This window comes from Proteinivorax tanatarense (genome assembly GCF_040267685.1).
Lineage (GTDB): Bacteria > Bacillota > Proteinivoracia > Proteinivoracales > Proteinivoracaceae > Proteinivorax > Proteinivorax tanatarense.
Genome location: NZ_CP158367.1, coordinates 820,351 through 836,790, shown reverse-complemented (window position 1 = coordinate 836,790; position 16,440 = coordinate 820,351). Strand labels below are relative to the sequence as shown.

The window sequence follows — 16,440 nt, the reverse complement described above, 5'->3', positions numbered from 1 at the left end:
TTAGCCGGTAGGAATGCCTTGCCTAGGTTGCTCTATTTCCCTATCCAACTATACAACTATCTCCTACAAGATGGAGTTTAGTATTGAACCTCGGTTACTCTACTGGTGGTACAGGTATATCAAAGTCTTGATGGCCTATAGGTAAGCTTATAACGGTATCTGGTACATCTCCAAAATATGTTGCTGTTACTATTGGTGTGTATGTTTCAACGGTAATTGTTGATGATACAAATGGAATTACAATTTGTACATCTGCTTCTATTTCAATTCCAACTTCGTGTGAAACTATATTGATACCGGTCGGGTGAAATTGTTGTTCTATCCCAGCACTTACCGTTCCAATAGGCACTAGATTAACAGGGATTCTTGGGCCATAATCAGCTAAAATTTCACTACCTAAGGCTTGCCCTAAGGGGATTTTTATAGTTTCAGATTTTATGCTTTTTAATGCCTCCTGAACGTTCATTGTTGTTAAGGTCTGAATTCTAGCTATCTCCATATTGTTAACTTCCGCCATTGCAATATTGCCACTATAATCTTTTTGTATGTAAATAAGATGTTCATATCTACTTTCTTTAGCTATATGTACATCAATGGCACTATTTATAGCCTCTGTTGCAATGACTCTCGCCCTTGCTTCTGCTATAGCTATAATAGTTGGTCTTAAGCTCGATTCTATAAATATAAAAGCTGAAACTAATATATAGCATATAAAAAGTATTATTAACCCTATTATAATCTTTCCTTGTATCAAGTTGGGAAATAGCGACCGCCGTCTGCCAAACCTTTTTCTTCTTAGCATTTAAATCCCCCTAAAAAAATTACTACAATAATATATTCTTATCAAATAAAAAATACCACTTTTTAATACCTGAGTAGACCTTAGCTCTTAAACAACCCAAACTTTTTAAGTATATTTTATTTTCTTTGAGAAATATTATTTAATATCGCAGTAGATAATATGTCTAAAGGAGATGTAAAAAATGAAAAAACTCTTTGTGTTAATGCTAGTTTTTTTTATGTTGTCTACTCAACCTGTAAGCGCGTTATCAAGTAAGGTTAATCAAGAAAAAAGTCTAATAGTTTCAGGGAAACAGAATATGATTAATTATGAAATTTATACAGGAGAAGTTGAAAACTACTACGTGCTTAGACTTGCTAAAGATAACCAAAAAGGTTATACCCCACAAATTAAAGAAATCATCGTAGACTTAGAAGTAAATAATGCTAAGCTACTGTCAGTGGCACCAGCAGGCAAGCTTGATGTTAACACTTCCCAAAACAAGTTTTATTCAAGTAGAGGGCTAAACTCTCAACTAAAAAGTGAGGGATTATTTTTGGTTTTTAAAACTACTAGTAGCCCTAACGGAGAAGTAAGTATTACTTTTACAACCACTGAGTACACTCCTCTTTCAAGAATAGAGGAGGCTAAAACAAGTGATGTAATAAGTTTTACTATAAATTAAGACCATAAAAAAAAGAGGTTGTCTTTAACAGAATTTTCCTGGAAAAGACAACCTCTTTTATTGTCTATTTACCCACTCAGTTGTTGAATGGGTTTCTATAAAAAATATTCCACCTAATTAAATACAACATACTTATATCTTCTTTTACCAACTTGGATCAGAATCTTTTCGTCAGCCTTTGGAAGTTTTTCTTCATTAAATTGCTGTTGATTTATTTTCACAGCATTTTGTTTAATCATTCTTCTACCCTCAGAAGTACTGCTAACTAACTCAACTTCAACTAAAAGTTTAGGAAGCCAAATTAAGCCATGTTCATCAACATCTAATTCTACTTTCACTTCTTCAATTTCTGAGGGAATATTTCTTTTCTGGAATACTTTTTTGAATTCTTTTTCTGATAAATTAGCTTGGTTTTTATCGTAATATATAGAAACTATCTCTCTTGCTAACCGCATTTTAAAGTCCCTTGGATTGGTTTTACCATCTTTTAATTGGTTATTAATTTCAGCAATCTCCTCCAAAGGTATGTCTGTACATAACTCGAAATATTTAGTTATTAACTCATCAGGAATAGACATTATTTTCCCGTACATATCCTTTGGTTTATCCGTTATTCCTATATAGTTATTTAAACTTTTACTCATTTTTTGCTTTCCATCTAGCCCCTCTAATATTGGCAGGGTTATAACAACCTGTGGGTTTTGACCAGCCTCTCTTTGTAAATCCCTTGCAACTAAAAAATTAAACTTTTGATCACTACCACCTATCTCTATATCAGCTTTTAAATGCACGGAGTCTTGGGCTTGCGCTAAAGGGTATAAAAACTCATGGATGCTGATTGGAGTGTTTGATTTATAACGCTTTTCAAAATCATCTCTTTCAATCATCCTAGCCACTGTATACTTAGAACTCAGACGAATGACATCAGCAAAGCTCATACCTCCAAGCCAAGTACTATTATAAACAACCTTTGTTTTACTTTTATCTAACACTTTAAAAACTTGCTCTTGATATGTTTTAGCATTTTCTAAAATTTGCTCTTTACTTAGCATTTTTCTAGTTTCTGACTTGCCGCTTGGATCACCAATAGATGCTGTGAAGTCACCTATTACAAAAATAATTTGGTGACCTAATTTTTGCAAGTCACGAAGCTTTCTCATAGGAACCATATGTCCTATATGTAAATCTGCAGCAGTTGGATCAGCTCCGTATTTTACTATAAGCGGCCTTTCTAGTTTTAGTCTTTCCTCAAGCAAACTCTCCGAAATTATTTCATCGGTACCTCGCCGAATAATTTTCATTTTATTTTCTATACTCAAAACAACTACCTCCTACAATAACATATATATAATATTATCATTTCAATATTTCTAAAGCAAGCTTATAGTAAAATGTGGCTAAGCAAGCTTATTAACTTTTATTATCAAATGTGCTATAATTCTATTAAGATTTCTGTGTAAATCTTAATAAGTGCCCAAAAAGAAGGGAGAGATAGTTTTGCGGGTAAACAAGGGGAATAATAAAAAAACACGTAGCACAAACAATAATGAAAATAAAAGTAATTCTAACTCAACTAAGAAAAATATTCTTAAAGTACTTAAAATTTGTCTTATTATCGCTATAATGGGGAGCTTTTTAGGTGGAGGAGTAGCCTTTGGAATGGTGGTAGCCTCACTTCACGATGTGCCAGAAATGGATAGAGACAGATTAGAAGTAATGGCCATCCCATCGACGTTCTATGATGCTAACGGAAACCAATTTTATGAAACTAGTAGGGATGTTAGCAGAATACATCTAAGTTATGAAGAGATACCTCAAGATTTAAAAAATGCCTTTATAGCAGCTGAAGATCAGAATTTTTATAATCATCCAGGCTTTGACATTACTGGCTTGGGGCGTGCTGCACTCAACCATGCTAGAGGACGACCTATGGCTGGTGGTGGTAGTACTATAACACAACAGTTAACTAAACAGGTAGTTTTAAGGGATTCCTCAACAAACTTACGAAGAAAAATACAAGAACTTTATTTGTCTTTGCAAGCTGAAAAAATTTATACAAAGGAAGAACTATTTGAGTTTTATCTAAATGGAGCTGTTCACTATCGTGGAAATACACAGGGTGTTGGAGCAGCTGCCAATGATATTTTTGGCAAAACTGTTGATGAACTTACCTTGGGTGAAATGGCTATTATAGCTGGAGCGCCGAACTTACCCTATCGCTACACTCCAGTGGAAGGTGATAAAGAAGGTGCTTTGCAGCGTAGAAATCACGTTTTGAATAGAATGTATCAAAGTGATTTTATCACTAAAGAAGAACGAGATGAAGCTATGGAAGAAGAAATTGTGCTAGCATCATCAGCCAATGATTCAAGTGATTATAGTGGCATAAAATATCCTGGTTTTGTTACTTATATAAGGGATATAGAAGGAGTTAAGGTTTTACAAGAAATCTATGACTGGGACGAAAGTCATGCAACAAATGAGATGTTTAATGGTGGCTTTAAAATCTATACAACATTAGATCCAGAAATGCAGCAAAAAGTTGAAAATATCATGAATAACGACAACGAATATCTTCCTCCTCATAGCGGAGTTCATCCACAGGGAAGTGCTACAATGATAAACCACAATACTGGAGAGTTAGTAGCTCTTTTCCCTGGAAGAAACCACACTGTTGGAGATACAGTTAGACCTGTGCAGAGCTATAGGCAACCAGGTTCTGCTATCAAACCTATTTTAAGCTATGGATATGGTTTTGAAAGCGGAAATCTAACACAAGGAACAGTTTTAGACGACGCTCCTAAAGCTTTTAGTAATTATACTCCAGAAAACGTGGATAGAAACTTTATGGGTCTTATGACATCAAAAGAAGCTTTAAGTAGATCTAGGAATGTTCCGGCTGTTAGTGCCTTTTTAACAAATCCTGGTGCTAATGTTGATTTTGCAAGAAGTTTAGGTTTAGACTATCCTGGTGATACAAATGCATCTTACGCTCTAGGTACTCAAGAAACAACTGCTATGCAGCTAACTCAAGCGTACGGCGCTTTTGCCAATGAAGGGGTTTTAAATGAAACTTTCGCCATCAAAAAAATTGAGGACAGAAATGGAAGAGTTATATATGAACATACACCTCAAACGAAAGAAGTAATGTCTGCTCAGACGGCATATCTCATCACCGACAGTTTAAAGGATGCCATCACACCTGGTCGCGGTACTGCTGGGTCAGTGAGAAATATCTTTACCAATGAAGCAGCTGCTAAAACAGGTACAACATCAGTATCAGATGGATGGCTGGTTGGTTACACACCACATTATACCTTAGGTGTTTGGATGGGTTGGGATCGAAATGAAGGAGATATCGGTAGTGCAAATGTAGTAGGGACATGGGCGCGTATTATGAGGGACACCCACTCTGATCTTCCTAACACATCTTTTGACAAACCATCAGGATTAGTTTCTATTCCTATAAGCACAAAATCAGGAAAGTTACCTAGCGAACTAACACCTTCAAATTCCGTCAGATCCCACTGGTTTGTTCGAGGTTCAGAGCCTACTGACGAGTGTGATGCATTTGTAGAGGTAGAAATTTGCTCTGATTCCGGTTTGCTAGCTACCGACAGTTGCCCTCCTCATCATGTAAAAACAAAAGTAATGTTAAAGCACCGAGACTACATTACAACGGACAGTAGATGGAAAAGAGGTCGGGAAGGTAGGAAACCAGCAGATGTAGAATTAATGGCTCCAAATGATGAATGTGACATGCACGATTCTGATGCTCAGCCTCCTTCAGACCTTAGCTATGAACTTCATGAGGACAGCATACAAATTAGTTGGTCTGGTAGAAGAAGACAAGAGTTTAATATTTACCGTTCCACCAGCAATGGTTCAGATTTTGTAAAATTAAACACTTCTCCTATCGGTGAAACCCATTATGTAGATAGCGATGTTCAAAAAGGTGTGACATACCGTTATTATGTAACTAGAGTTAGAGACGATGACAGAGAAACTAGACCTTCTGATATAATTGAAGTTGAACTGCATGATAACGTTCAACCTGTACAAAGTATTGAAGTGGAAAGCATAAATGGTGGGGTTAGGGTGTCTTTTCAAGAGTCTCATGGGGCAAGCAACTTCCATATTTACCGCAGTACTAATCCAGACTCTGGCTTTGAACGCATAGAAAATGCTAAAGCTAGGGGTAATGTAGGTCAAACCCAAACATTTACTGACCAAGAAATTGAACCTGGAAACACTTATTACTACTATATTATTGCTGTGTCTGGTAACGACGAAGCAGACCCCTCACCAACACGTGGTGTTGAAATAGAAGCTAATAATGACGATGACAATGATACCCCCGAAAATGGTGATAATGGCAACGATGAAGACGATAATATGGAAAGTAATGACACATAGGGAAAAGAAAATTGTTTTATTATACAAAGAATAGTCACAAATCTAATCTGAAAAGTAGTCTGTTTCATAATCATCTATGCCAGATGCTAGGGGCTGCTCAAAATTATCTAAAAGGTAATTTTGAGCAGCCCCTTTTTGTGAATTATATTGAAAATACAGAATTAAATTTCAGTATCATAATTTTCATATTTTCTTAAGTTTAAGCATAACAAAATTAGGAGGATATTTTTCTTCTTTGAGATTATAACTTATGTTCTTTTTTATGCGCTTTTAGACTCGTGTAGTGTTACGCCTTTCTTTTTTCTAAGCTTTTTCTGTTAAGCTTATTTAGATTAAACCCAAAGCAGAGCAAAAGCTTTACAATTTTTCTCCACGAGATAGATGTTTTCTAAAGCCATGTGTACTTGTTAGCACTTCTTCTTATTTAGAGCCAACACGCTAGCCAGCTTTATCTTGATTCTGATTTTAGTTATTATACCTTTCTAACAATAGTCTTATATTATGCTTTATAACCTGACTTAATCTACTTTATAATGACTTATCCTTTTTAAGTAAACTTTAAAATCATAAAAATATAAAGAAAAAATATAACGTAGACTGTTATAACTCTGTTAGTATCCCATTTATAAAATACAATAGATGACTAAGGTGTTCGAACCAAAAGCTATTTATCCTTTTTCTACCTCAATATTTATTTAGAACCAATATACAAAGGTCTGTCTCTTCAGGAATAAAACCTGCTGAGACAGACCTTTTTCTAGGTAAGCATTAGTCTTTGATAAAATCATTATACAATTTTTGATTAAAGACAACATCCAATTCGCCTATTAACTCTTTATGTCCTGAGTGTCCGCAAAAAGAATATTTAAATGCGTATAGAGCATCAGATGTATCTAAGCCATAAACGCCGCCAAAATCATACTCCTCCATGTTTTTGCTCACAGCATATTTTATAGCCTCATAATTCATTTGAGTACTTGCATTATAATTTCTCTTATTATTAGAGCTTGCCGAATAAATATAAAAACATTTTTTATTGTAAGTAATAATGATACAACTTGACAAAACTTCATTGTCTTTATCTTTAGTCTCAAATATCTTAGCCGTTTTAAACGCCTTAAACAATCTTTCAAAGTAATCACGTGGTCGATAACTAATACCTTGTCTCTTTGCCATAATTTCTGTAAGGTTATAAAATGTATTTAGTGCTGTTACAAACTTTTCATCATCAGTTGAAATCATTTGGGTAGAAAGGCCTCGTTTATAAGTTTTTCTAATTTTATTCCTTTGTTTACTTGTAAATCCCGCCATAACATCATCAATTGATTGATCTGTAATATCCAATACCATATTATTCCTTGGATTAGAAAAAGATTTTTCATTGTTTTGTTCTCTTGAACGAATTATAAAACCTCTACTGCGATATTCATCAATAATTTTGTCACTATATCTTACTTCTGGATCCATTCTAAGAAAAAATCCATTCCTTCTTTTCGCTACTTTTTTTGCTTCTTCAATTAATTTTTTGACTAATGAAATGTCTTTAAAGTCACATACAGGACCTCTAGGAGCGTACATAAAGGCATTCTTACCATCATTTTTTATAGACAATATAGAAAGGGCTGCTTCGATATCTCCTTCATCGTTTTCTAAAAATATATAGTCCCTATCCCAGTTATTTTTTACTAAGGACCAATAAACTGATTGCATCATATGTCCATGGTTACTGTTTTCTATAAAGGATTCATACCTTTTTACCTCTTCTTCATTTTCAAGTTCTAAAATAGGCATTTTCTAGGTCACATCCTTTCTTGTTTTGAAATACGTCCACAGTCTTTCATCGCAAATCTTAAAATATTTATTTAAGTTTATTTTTCTCAACAGTGATAGGTCGTTTTTATAATAAAGAGTATCTTGAATATTATCTATTGAGCAGATCTCTTCATAAAAATCCTTACGGTATTCTTTAATAATGTGCATAAATGTATCTTTTGAACAGTTAATCCATACAAACGGCCTATCCCCATATACAGTTTGGAAAATAGTGTTCTCTTTAATAAGATCCTCTACAATGGGCATTGCATAGTTTGCACCAGCAAGGATAGAAAAAAAGCTGCTTCTTCCCTGTCGCATATTAATCTCAAATACTTTAAAACGACCATCTTTTTCATCATATTTTAAATCAAAATTTGAAAGGCCTGTAAAATTAATAGATTCTAAAAACCTTTTAATATCTTGATATATTTTATTAGTAGATTTATGGTCAATAGGGTTTGTAATTGCAACATAGTTACCACGCATATCTGGCTGAGGATCCTCTATTAAAACCCTTCCTAGTGACATTAATTTAACTTTTCCGCTGGTATCAGAATAGACATTCATCACATATTCGTTTGTCACATCTCCTCGAATATATTCTTGAATAACCATATTGTGCTGATATCCAGTTTCATAGATATTTCTTAAAACTACTTTCACTTCTTCTTCATTCTGAAGAATATAAACCTTTTCTTTACCCTCAAAATTAATATTAAAATAATCGCTACTTTCGATGGGTTTTAACACCACAGGATAATCAATCTTAATATCAATATTATCATAAGATGCTTTTGTTATAACTTCAGCCTTAGGATAATCAAGATTATATTTATCACAATAAGAATAAAAGTTCATTTTATCACTTAATATAAGTCCTAGTTCAGGTTCTGCATAAGGAATTAAATAGTATTCTTTTAACTTCTCGTAGTTTTTAAATATTCTAAACACATACTGTTCGCTAGCAGCAAACAATATTAGTTTCGTAGAAGGGTTTGCTTTTGCGTAATTTATGAGAGTTTCTATCATGATATCATCTTCAGCAAAGCGACTTACTTCAGTAACATTACATATTTTTGAATAGTTTACCATCATGAGTTTTTTTCTGCCAAACATTTGACTTTTTATTCCATATTCCATATTGAATGCCCTTGCAACATTATAAGCATTTAAATCTGTTCCTATTACAACGGGTTGAAATTCTAAATTAACACTCATTCTTTTCTCCTTAATGATCAATTTTAATTTAACGAAACAAAAAACATAAACTAAATCTAATTATAACATCAGGCTACGTTAACAGCAAGGTGATAAAAAATAGATATCTCATAATTTTTTTTATTTTAATTCAACAATGCTAGCCCCTTGTCCTCCTTCTTTATATCCTCCAAGTCTTATAGATTCAACATGAGGATGTTTTTTTAAGTAGTTAGTTATTCCTTCTCTAAGAACACCAGTGCCTTTACCATGAATTATAGAAACTTCTTTTAGCCCCGCCACAAAAGCTTCATCCAAAAATTTATCTACCCTTAAGATTCCTTCTTCAACATTCTCTCCCCTAAGATCAAGGGATTTTTTTGCGCTAGTTTTTACATTAGCTCCTTTTCCTGGTGTATAAATATTGTTATTGTTTTTATTATTGTTTGATTCTACTATTTGCAAGTTGGAAACGGGTGTCTTTACTTTCATAATACCTACTTGACATTGCACTTGACCTTCCGAGTCAGGCAAACTAATAACTGTTCCCTTTTGATTAACATCAAGTAACTTTACCTCATCACCTTTTTTAAGATTATCAGCTATAATATCGCTCTTTTCTTTATTTTCTGCATAAACATCTTTATCTACCGTTTTTTTAAGATTTTCTTTATATCGGGTTAACTTTCTATCAAGGTCACCCTGTAGCATTTGATTGCCTTCTTGCTTTAGTTTTCTTATTTCTTTTACTACTTGCTCACTCTCCCTTTTAGCTTGTCGAATTATTTCTCTAGCTTCTTCTTTTGCCTTTTCCATCATTTTCTTTTCTTTCATTTTCAACTGCTCTTTTTTACTATTAAATTCAAATTTAGTAGCTTCTGCTTCCCTCTCCTTATACTCTATAGCTTTCAGCTTATTTTCATAAGCTATTCTTTTTTCCTCCAAGTCTTGAATCATAACATCTACTTTAGTATTTTCTTTTCCCATTATAACTTTTGCTTTTTGTACAACATCTTCACTTAAACCTAACCTTCTAGAAATTTCTAAAGCATTAGATTTCCCTGGAATACCTACTATCAGTTTATATGTAGGTTTTAGAGTTTTTGCATCAAATTCAACAGATGCATTTTCTACCCCGTTATTTTCATAGGCATAAGTTTTCAGTTGAGAATAATGGGTTGTAGCAATTGTTAACAAGTTTCTCTTGCTAAATAAATCAAGTAAGCTAGTCGCCAAAGCAGATCCCTCTATTGGATCTGTTCCTGCTCCTAACTCGTCAAAAAGTACTAATGAATTATTATGTGCTTTATTTGTAATATCAATAATGTTAGTCATGTGAGAAGAAAAAGTACTGAGAGATTGCTCTATACTTTGCTCATCACCAATATCTGCGTATATACCCTCTAAAATTGGAAAATTTGAGTTGTGGGCAGCGGGTACAAACAAACCACTTAAAGCCATACAAGTAAGTAAACCTACCGTTTTTAAAGCTACTGTTTTCCCGCCAGTATTAGGTCCAGTGACAATTACAGTGTTAAATTCATTTCCCATCTCAATAGACATAGGCACTACTTCTTCACTGTCAATTAAAGGATGTCTTCCATCATTTATTTTTATTTTATTTTCATTATTTATTAACGGTAGAGTAGCCTTCTGTATCTTAGCTAGTTTCGCCTTAGCGAAAACAAAGTCCATATCCCCAATTAATTGATTTATAATTTCTAAACTAGGAACCTCTAACCCTACTTCAGCAGATAGCTTTGATAATATACGTTCTATTTCATGCCCCTCTTTTTTGTACAACTCTATTAACTTGTTACCAATCTCTACAGCAAAGCCGGGTTCTACAAAAAGTGTTTGCCCTGTAGACGATAAGTCGTGAACAATCCCTGGCACCTGCCCTTTGTAGTCTTTGTTTACTGGAACTACGTACCGGTCATTTCTTTGGGTGATAATAGCTTCTTGCAGATATTTTTGGTTTTTAGGATTTCTGATATAATTTTCTAATTTTTCCCTTAGTAAATTATGATTTCTATTAATAGACCTCCTAATAGACTTTAAGTCATTAGAAGCCCCATCCTTAACTGTACCATCGTCATCAATGCAAAAGTATAAATTTTTCCTCAACTCTTCACATTGATTTACTTCTTTTACTTCTTCAAACATAATGGGTGCCATATCCTGATATTCTCTTAGGTAAAGAGTAACATCTTTAAGACACTCCAATAAAATTAAAATATTTTTTAATTCCTCGCCCTTTAAAACACTACCAACTTCAACCCTTTTAAAATATTGACTACAATCCCTAACCTCTTTTAAAGGTACACCTTCATACTTTAAAGTTTCCACGGCTTCGGCGGTCATATTAAGCTGCTTAAGCAATTGTTGTTGTGACTTCATAGGCACTAATAATTGACAAGAGCTCTGCCCTAATTCCGTCATAGCTCTATCCTTTAACAAGCGTACAACCTTGTCATATTCTAATGTCTCTAAATGTTTATAATCCAAAAGTATTACCTCCTTAGATACCCCAAAAGTTTCTCCTTCTTCCAACAGTTTATTATATCTTTTCTTTCTAGCCAACCCCTTTTTGCAACAGAAACTCCCAAGTCAATATTATATAACTCTTCTATACTATGACTATCTGTATTTACTGATATCTTTACCCCCGACTGTTTAGCAAATCTAACCCACTCTTCATCCAGATCTAACCTATAAGGGGAACTGTTAATTTCAATTGCCTTATTATAACTTGAAGCTTCCTCTATTACTGCTTTTAAGTCTATATTATAAGGTTCCCTTTTTAGAAGTAACCTCCCCGAAGGATGCCCTATAATATGCACAGCAGGGTTCCTAATAGCACTTATCAAACGGTTAGTCATATGTTCTTTTGGCATTTTAAAATTAGAATGTATTGATGCTACCACTAAATCAAACTCTTTCAAAAAGTCTTCGTCGAAATCTAAGCTTCCGTCTTTTAAAACATCAACTTCAATTCCCTTAAGTATGAGAATATCAGTATCCTTCTGTATGTTTTCTATCTCTTTAAATTGTTTATAAAACTTATCTTTATTTAAGCCTCCTGCAATTTTTAATGATTTACTATGATCAGTTATAGCTAGGTAGTCATAACCTATCATATTAGCTTTACCAACCATTTCCTCTAGTGAACCTAAACCATCACTAAAGTTAGTGTGAACATGTAAATCACCTTTTATATCTTCAACCCTAACAAGCTTGGGAAGCTTAAAGTCCTTAGCTAAAGACACCTCTTTTTTCCCTTCTCTCAATTCCGGTGGCACAAACTGCATGGAAAGTGATTCATATATCTCTTGCTCATTCATTTTCTCAACTTTAGCTTTGCTTAAACCAGCAACTTTTAATTCTTCTACATGCCTAACATTACCAGTCTTTATCAACAGATTATATCCAGTGTCTTTACCTTGACAATAATAAATTACAACTGGAATTTCGTAATCATTAATTTCGAAATATTTCTCCTTAGCGCTAACATCATTAAAACTCTCCCTTAAGGCTTTTTCTAAAACGTTTTTAGTGCATGTAACTAAAATCTCAATTTTAGATATAAGCTTTAGATTTCTACGGAAATCTCCGACACTATTAATAGCATCATTATTAAAAGAAAATTGTAGTTTAAACATTACTTTGTTATAGAGTATTTTACCATCGGACAGCAAGAATTGGCGACCTTTTAAAATATAATCTTCTAAGCTTTGCCTAATTTTTTTAACTGTGCTATCTCCTACCCCTTCAACCTTATAAATTTTTCTTGACTCAATAACCTCTAATAAATCCCTGATATTTTCTACTTCTAAATTATGGTAAAGTTTGTAGGCCATACCAGGTGTTATGGCGGTGACATAAGTTAGTGCTTTAAGTCCTGATGGCACCTCTTTTTTTAGTTTGATTAATTTTGTACTTTCCCCTCTTTCTGTAATATCAATAATCTCTTTAGCTAATCTATCTCCTATTCCAGGTAAGTCAGTTAACTGATTTTTAGCTATTATCTCTGACAAAGGATTAGCTCTCGCTAAAGTTCGTGCAGCTTTAATATAGCTTTTCCCTTTATAAGGGTTTTCTCCTGTAAGCTGTATATAAATACCTATATCTTTTAATATTGTTGACACTTCAATGTTATCCACATGCATACCTCCAACGTTGATTGTCATTATTAATTATACCCAATAAAAACATTTCCTTTTATATAAAAAACCCAGAACGCAAAACGTTTCTGGGGATTTTTGTGTATTATACATGTCCAATCATAAACAATAGCTTTGTATATAGTTGAGGAAAAACTCCTTCTAATTGCGAGGCCATGAAAGACGTTTCTAGGAGATTTTGTATTGTAGGTACAGCTAAAAAAGATAACATCCAAACAAGCAAAGTAGATAAAACTATCCCCTTAACAAATCCAATAACTATTCCACCTATCCTATTAATCCAGCCCACAACAGGTATTTTATTAATGATATGTGTAGTAACTAATAAAAAGGATAGTCCATAACGAACTACTAAAAAAACTAACGCAGCCCCTAGTGAGTTCACAAACAAATTTACAGGATTTACACTACTAAAACTTGGGTAGCTGATGATAGATTCTGCTACGGTTTCCAGACCAAAAAAAGCTAAAAATGTGCTCCCAACAAAAGGCCCAAACCTAGACGCTGCAAAATAAGCAACAAATATAGTACTCATTTCCAGCACCATGTGTATAAAACCTTTACTTTTTCCGATATATGTGTTTAGCAAAATAAAACCTATTAACAGAATATCAAACAAATTTAGTCTCCTCCATATTCTTGCTCAATCAGTTCCAAAAGTTCCTGCTGCTCTTGCTGAAGATTAAGGTATTTATCTGCTATATGCATTGCTGCCATGATTGCCACCTTGGAAGAACTTAGCTTTGGATTTTTTTCCTTTATTAAGCACATTTGTTTATCCACCATATGGGCCAGCTTAGCCACATATTCTGGAGGGTTTTTACCCTTAATTATATAGTCTTCACCGTATATCTTTACGGTTGTCCTGTTATCAGCCTTAAACTCCCCCATATTCTTTCCTCCTCATATACAACAACTTCAAAAACTATTATTAACATTATACACTAAAATAAACAGTTTTTAAAATATTTTAGCTATTTAACGAAGTTTAGCAGAATATTTTTTCTCTAATAAATTCATGACTTGCTTAACCGTCTTGTTAATCTCTTTTTCTTTTAAAGTTCTATCAGCTTGAATTGTCAAAGATAAAGCTATACTTTTTTTGCCACTTTCTATATTATCACCTTGATAAACATCAAACACATCACTGCCTGTAATAAACTTTATATTTGTGTTTTGTAAGTCGTCCATCATATCCCCGACTTTAACTTCTTCATCCACTATAACTGCCAAGTCTCTATAAACCGCTGGATGTTTTGCTAAGCCTTGGTAGGTAATAGTATCATCCCAATATGAAACCAGTTTAGATAAATTAAGCTCTATTATTATTACTTCTCCTTTAACTCCCCAGTTATCAGATATTTCTGGATGAATTTCACCAATCGTTCCCAAAATATCCCCATCAACAATTATGTCACCACTTTTATTGGGATGGTAACTGTATGAACTTGCTGGAGCTAACTTCCACTTGACAATGTTCAAGCTGCTAAACAGGTCTTCTAATATTCCCTTGGCATGGTAAAAATCTTTTTTTATCGACTTACCTTTATACCAGTGCTGATAGTTAGTTTCCGAGGAAATGGCTATTGCTAATATGTTATCTTCTTTTGGATGCTCTTTTAGGGGAACAGTTTTTGCTTGATACACCTTGCCAACCTCAAAAATTTCGATTCCCTCTATACTATGTTTTTGATTGTGCAAAACAGAAGACAGTATAGAAGGCAACATAGACGTACGCATCAAACTCTCATTCTCGCTTAATGGATTAGCTATTTTTATAGAGCTTTCCCATTCCATATTTGTTTTTCTATAGTCTTCTTTAGAAATAAATGGATAAGTCATTGTTTCAAAAACGCCTAGCCCTGCAAGAGTGTCTTTAATCTTATCAACCAGCTTGCTACCTATATCTTTCGCTCCCACTGTGGTTTCCATACTAGGTAAAGATGTTGGTATTTTGTTGTATCCAAATATCCTTGCAACTTCTTCCACTAAGTCCACAGGTTGTTGTAAATCCACTCTATAAGTTGGTGGTGTAACTGTAAGATCTTCATCTCCCTCTACTTGACATTCTAACCGTTTAAATATGTCAACTATTTCTTGACAAGTTAAGTTTAGACCTAACTTAGCATTTATTTCAGCGACATCAACTTTTATAGTATGCTGAGCTACAGAAAAGTCTCCTGTCAAAATCCTTCCTTGTGGTGTTGCGCCGCAAATTTCAGCTAATAATTTTGTTGCTCTATTTGCTGCAAACTGTACTCGCTGTGGGTCAACCCCTTTTTCAAATCTTGCCGATGCATCAGTTTTGACCCCCAGTTGCTTTGCACTTCGACGCACTAAAGTAGGATCAAAATAAGCAGATTCCAATACAACTTTATTAGAGTAATCCTTAACTTCGCTATCCAAACCACCAATAACACCTGCAATGGCTAAGGCTTTCTCTGAGTCTGTTATAAGTAAAGTTCCACTTCCCACATCTCTTTGCTCGTTGTCTAAAGTAGCAAGCTTAAAATCTTCACCTGCTTCTTTCACTACAATTTTACTTGTAGATATTGCTTCTTGATCAAAACAGTGAAGGGGCTGCCCAGTTTCTAACATAACATAGTTTGAGATATCAACTATATTATTAATTGGACGTACGCCTGCCTTCAGCAACCTAATTTGAAGCCAAATAGGTGAAGGTTTTACAATTATATTATCAAAAGCTTGAGCAACATAACTTCTACAATTATTGGTTTGCAAAATCACTTCTAAATCTTTTACCTCTTTTTTATCCTCTAATTGACTAGGTTTCTTAAAGTTTGCTCCAGTTATTGCTGCTATCTCCTTAGCAACGCCTAACATACTTAAACAATCACCTCTATTGGGTGTCAAATCTAACTCAAAAATAAAGTCTTTTAGTTCCAAAGCTTCCTCTATAGTAGTACCAATTTGTGTTTGAGAAGGTAAAATCAAAATCCCATCTTCTGCAGCAATATCTAGTTTAAGTTCCTGTGCAGAACACAGCATTCCGAAAGACTCTATCCCGCGAATTTTAGATTTTTTTATTTTAAAATTTCCAGGTAGTACAGTGCCAACGGTAGCAAGAGGTACTTTCTGGCCTACTTCGATGTTATCTGCTCCACATACTATTTGATAGGTTTCCTTGCCATCGCTAACTTCTGTTATCGATAATTTATCGGCATCTGGATGGCTGGAAATTTCTTTGATTTCTACTACCAAAACACCTTCTAAACTACGAAATGGCTTATATATATGTTCTACTACTACGCCTGCATCTGTTAGTTTTTCTGCTATCTCTTTATGACATCCATCCATACTTACATATTCTTTTAACCAATTATATGATATTCTCATGACAC

General features: G+C 34.0%; 11 protein-coding genes. 2 read left to right on the top strand and 9 right to left on the bottom strand.

Annotated features, from left to right (window positions below):
- Nucleotides 1–94: 94 nt before the first annotated feature.
- A complete protein-coding gene (gene yunB / locus PRVXT_RS04135; RefSeq protein ID WP_350344416.1) occupies nt 95–802 on the bottom strand; it encodes a sporulation protein YunB in 708 nt (235 codons plus the stop codon).
- 181 nt (nt 803–983) lie between these two features.
- On the opposite strand from yunB, the gene PRVXT_RS04130 reads away from it, so the two are divergent.
- Nucleotides 984–1,466, top strand: coding sequence for a hypothetical protein (locus tag PRVXT_RS04130; protein ID WP_350344415.1), 483 nt, complete (start codon nt 984–986; stop codon nt 1,464–1,466).
- Between the two features lie 113 nt (nt 1,467–1,579).
- On the opposite strand, the gene tyrS is transcribed toward PRVXT_RS04130, so the two are convergent.
- Entirely contained in the window at nt 1,580–2,785 is a 1,206-nt protein-coding gene (gene tyrS, locus PRVXT_RS04125; RefSeq protein ID WP_350344414.1) for a tyrosine--tRNA ligase, read from the bottom strand.
- 178 nt (nt 2,786–2,963) lie between these two features.
- On the opposite strand from tyrS, the gene PRVXT_RS04120 reads away from it, so the two are divergent.
- Nucleotides 2,964–5,882, top strand: coding sequence for a transglycosylase domain-containing protein (locus tag PRVXT_RS04120; protein ID WP_350344413.1), 2,919 nt, complete (start codon nt 2,964–2,966; stop codon nt 5,880–5,882).
- Between the two features lie 768 nt (nt 5,883–6,650).
- Here the strand turns inward: PRVXT_RS04120 and PRVXT_RS04115 are convergent.
- From PRVXT_RS04115 to pheT, 7 genes are all read right to left on the bottom strand, one after another.
- Nucleotides 6,651–7,673 carry a lipid II:glycine glycyltransferase FemX gene (locus PRVXT_RS04115; protein WP_350344412.1) on the bottom strand — a complete coding sequence of 341 codons (1,023 nt, stop codon included), beginning with the start codon at nt 7,671–7,673 and terminating at the stop codon, nt 6,651–6,653.
- Between the two features lie 3 nt (nt 7,674–7,676).
- Nucleotides 7,677–8,915, bottom strand: coding sequence for a hypothetical protein (locus tag PRVXT_RS04110; protein WP_350344411.1), 1,239 nt, complete (start codon nt 8,913–8,915; stop codon nt 7,677–7,679).
- Nucleotides 8,916–9,035: 120 nt separating this feature from the next.
- Nucleotides 9,036–11,402 (bottom strand): endonuclease MutS2, encoded by a 2,367-nt coding sequence (locus PRVXT_RS04105; protein ID WP_350344410.1) that lies wholly within the window; start codon nt 11,400–11,402, stop codon nt 9,036–9,038.
- Nucleotides 11,403–11,407: 5 nt separating this feature from the next.
- Nucleotides 11,408–13,057 (bottom strand): PHP domain-containing protein, encoded by a 1,650-nt coding sequence (locus PRVXT_RS04100; protein WP_350344409.1) that lies wholly within the window; start codon nt 13,055–13,057, stop codon nt 11,408–11,410.
- Between the two features lie 106 nt (nt 13,058–13,163).
- Nucleotides 13,164–13,697 carry a CvpA family protein gene (locus PRVXT_RS04095; protein ID WP_350344408.1) on the bottom strand — a complete coding sequence of 178 codons (534 nt, stop codon included), beginning with the start codon at nt 13,695–13,697 and terminating at the stop codon, nt 13,164–13,166.
- A gap of 2 nt (nt 13,698–13,699) precedes the next feature.
- On the bottom strand, nt 13,700–13,969 hold the full coding sequence (locus tag PRVXT_RS04090) for a cell division protein ZapA (RefSeq protein WP_350344407.1): 270 nt from the start codon (nt 13,967–13,969) through the stop codon (nt 13,700–13,702).
- A gap of 87 nt (nt 13,970–14,056) precedes the next feature.
- Nucleotides 14,057–16,435 carry a phenylalanine--tRNA ligase subunit beta gene (gene pheT, locus PRVXT_RS04085; RefSeq protein ID WP_350344406.1) on the bottom strand — a complete coding sequence of 793 codons (2,379 nt, stop codon included), beginning with the start codon at nt 16,433–16,435 and terminating at the stop codon, nt 14,057–14,059.
- Nucleotides 16,436–16,440: the final 5 nt, after the last annotated feature.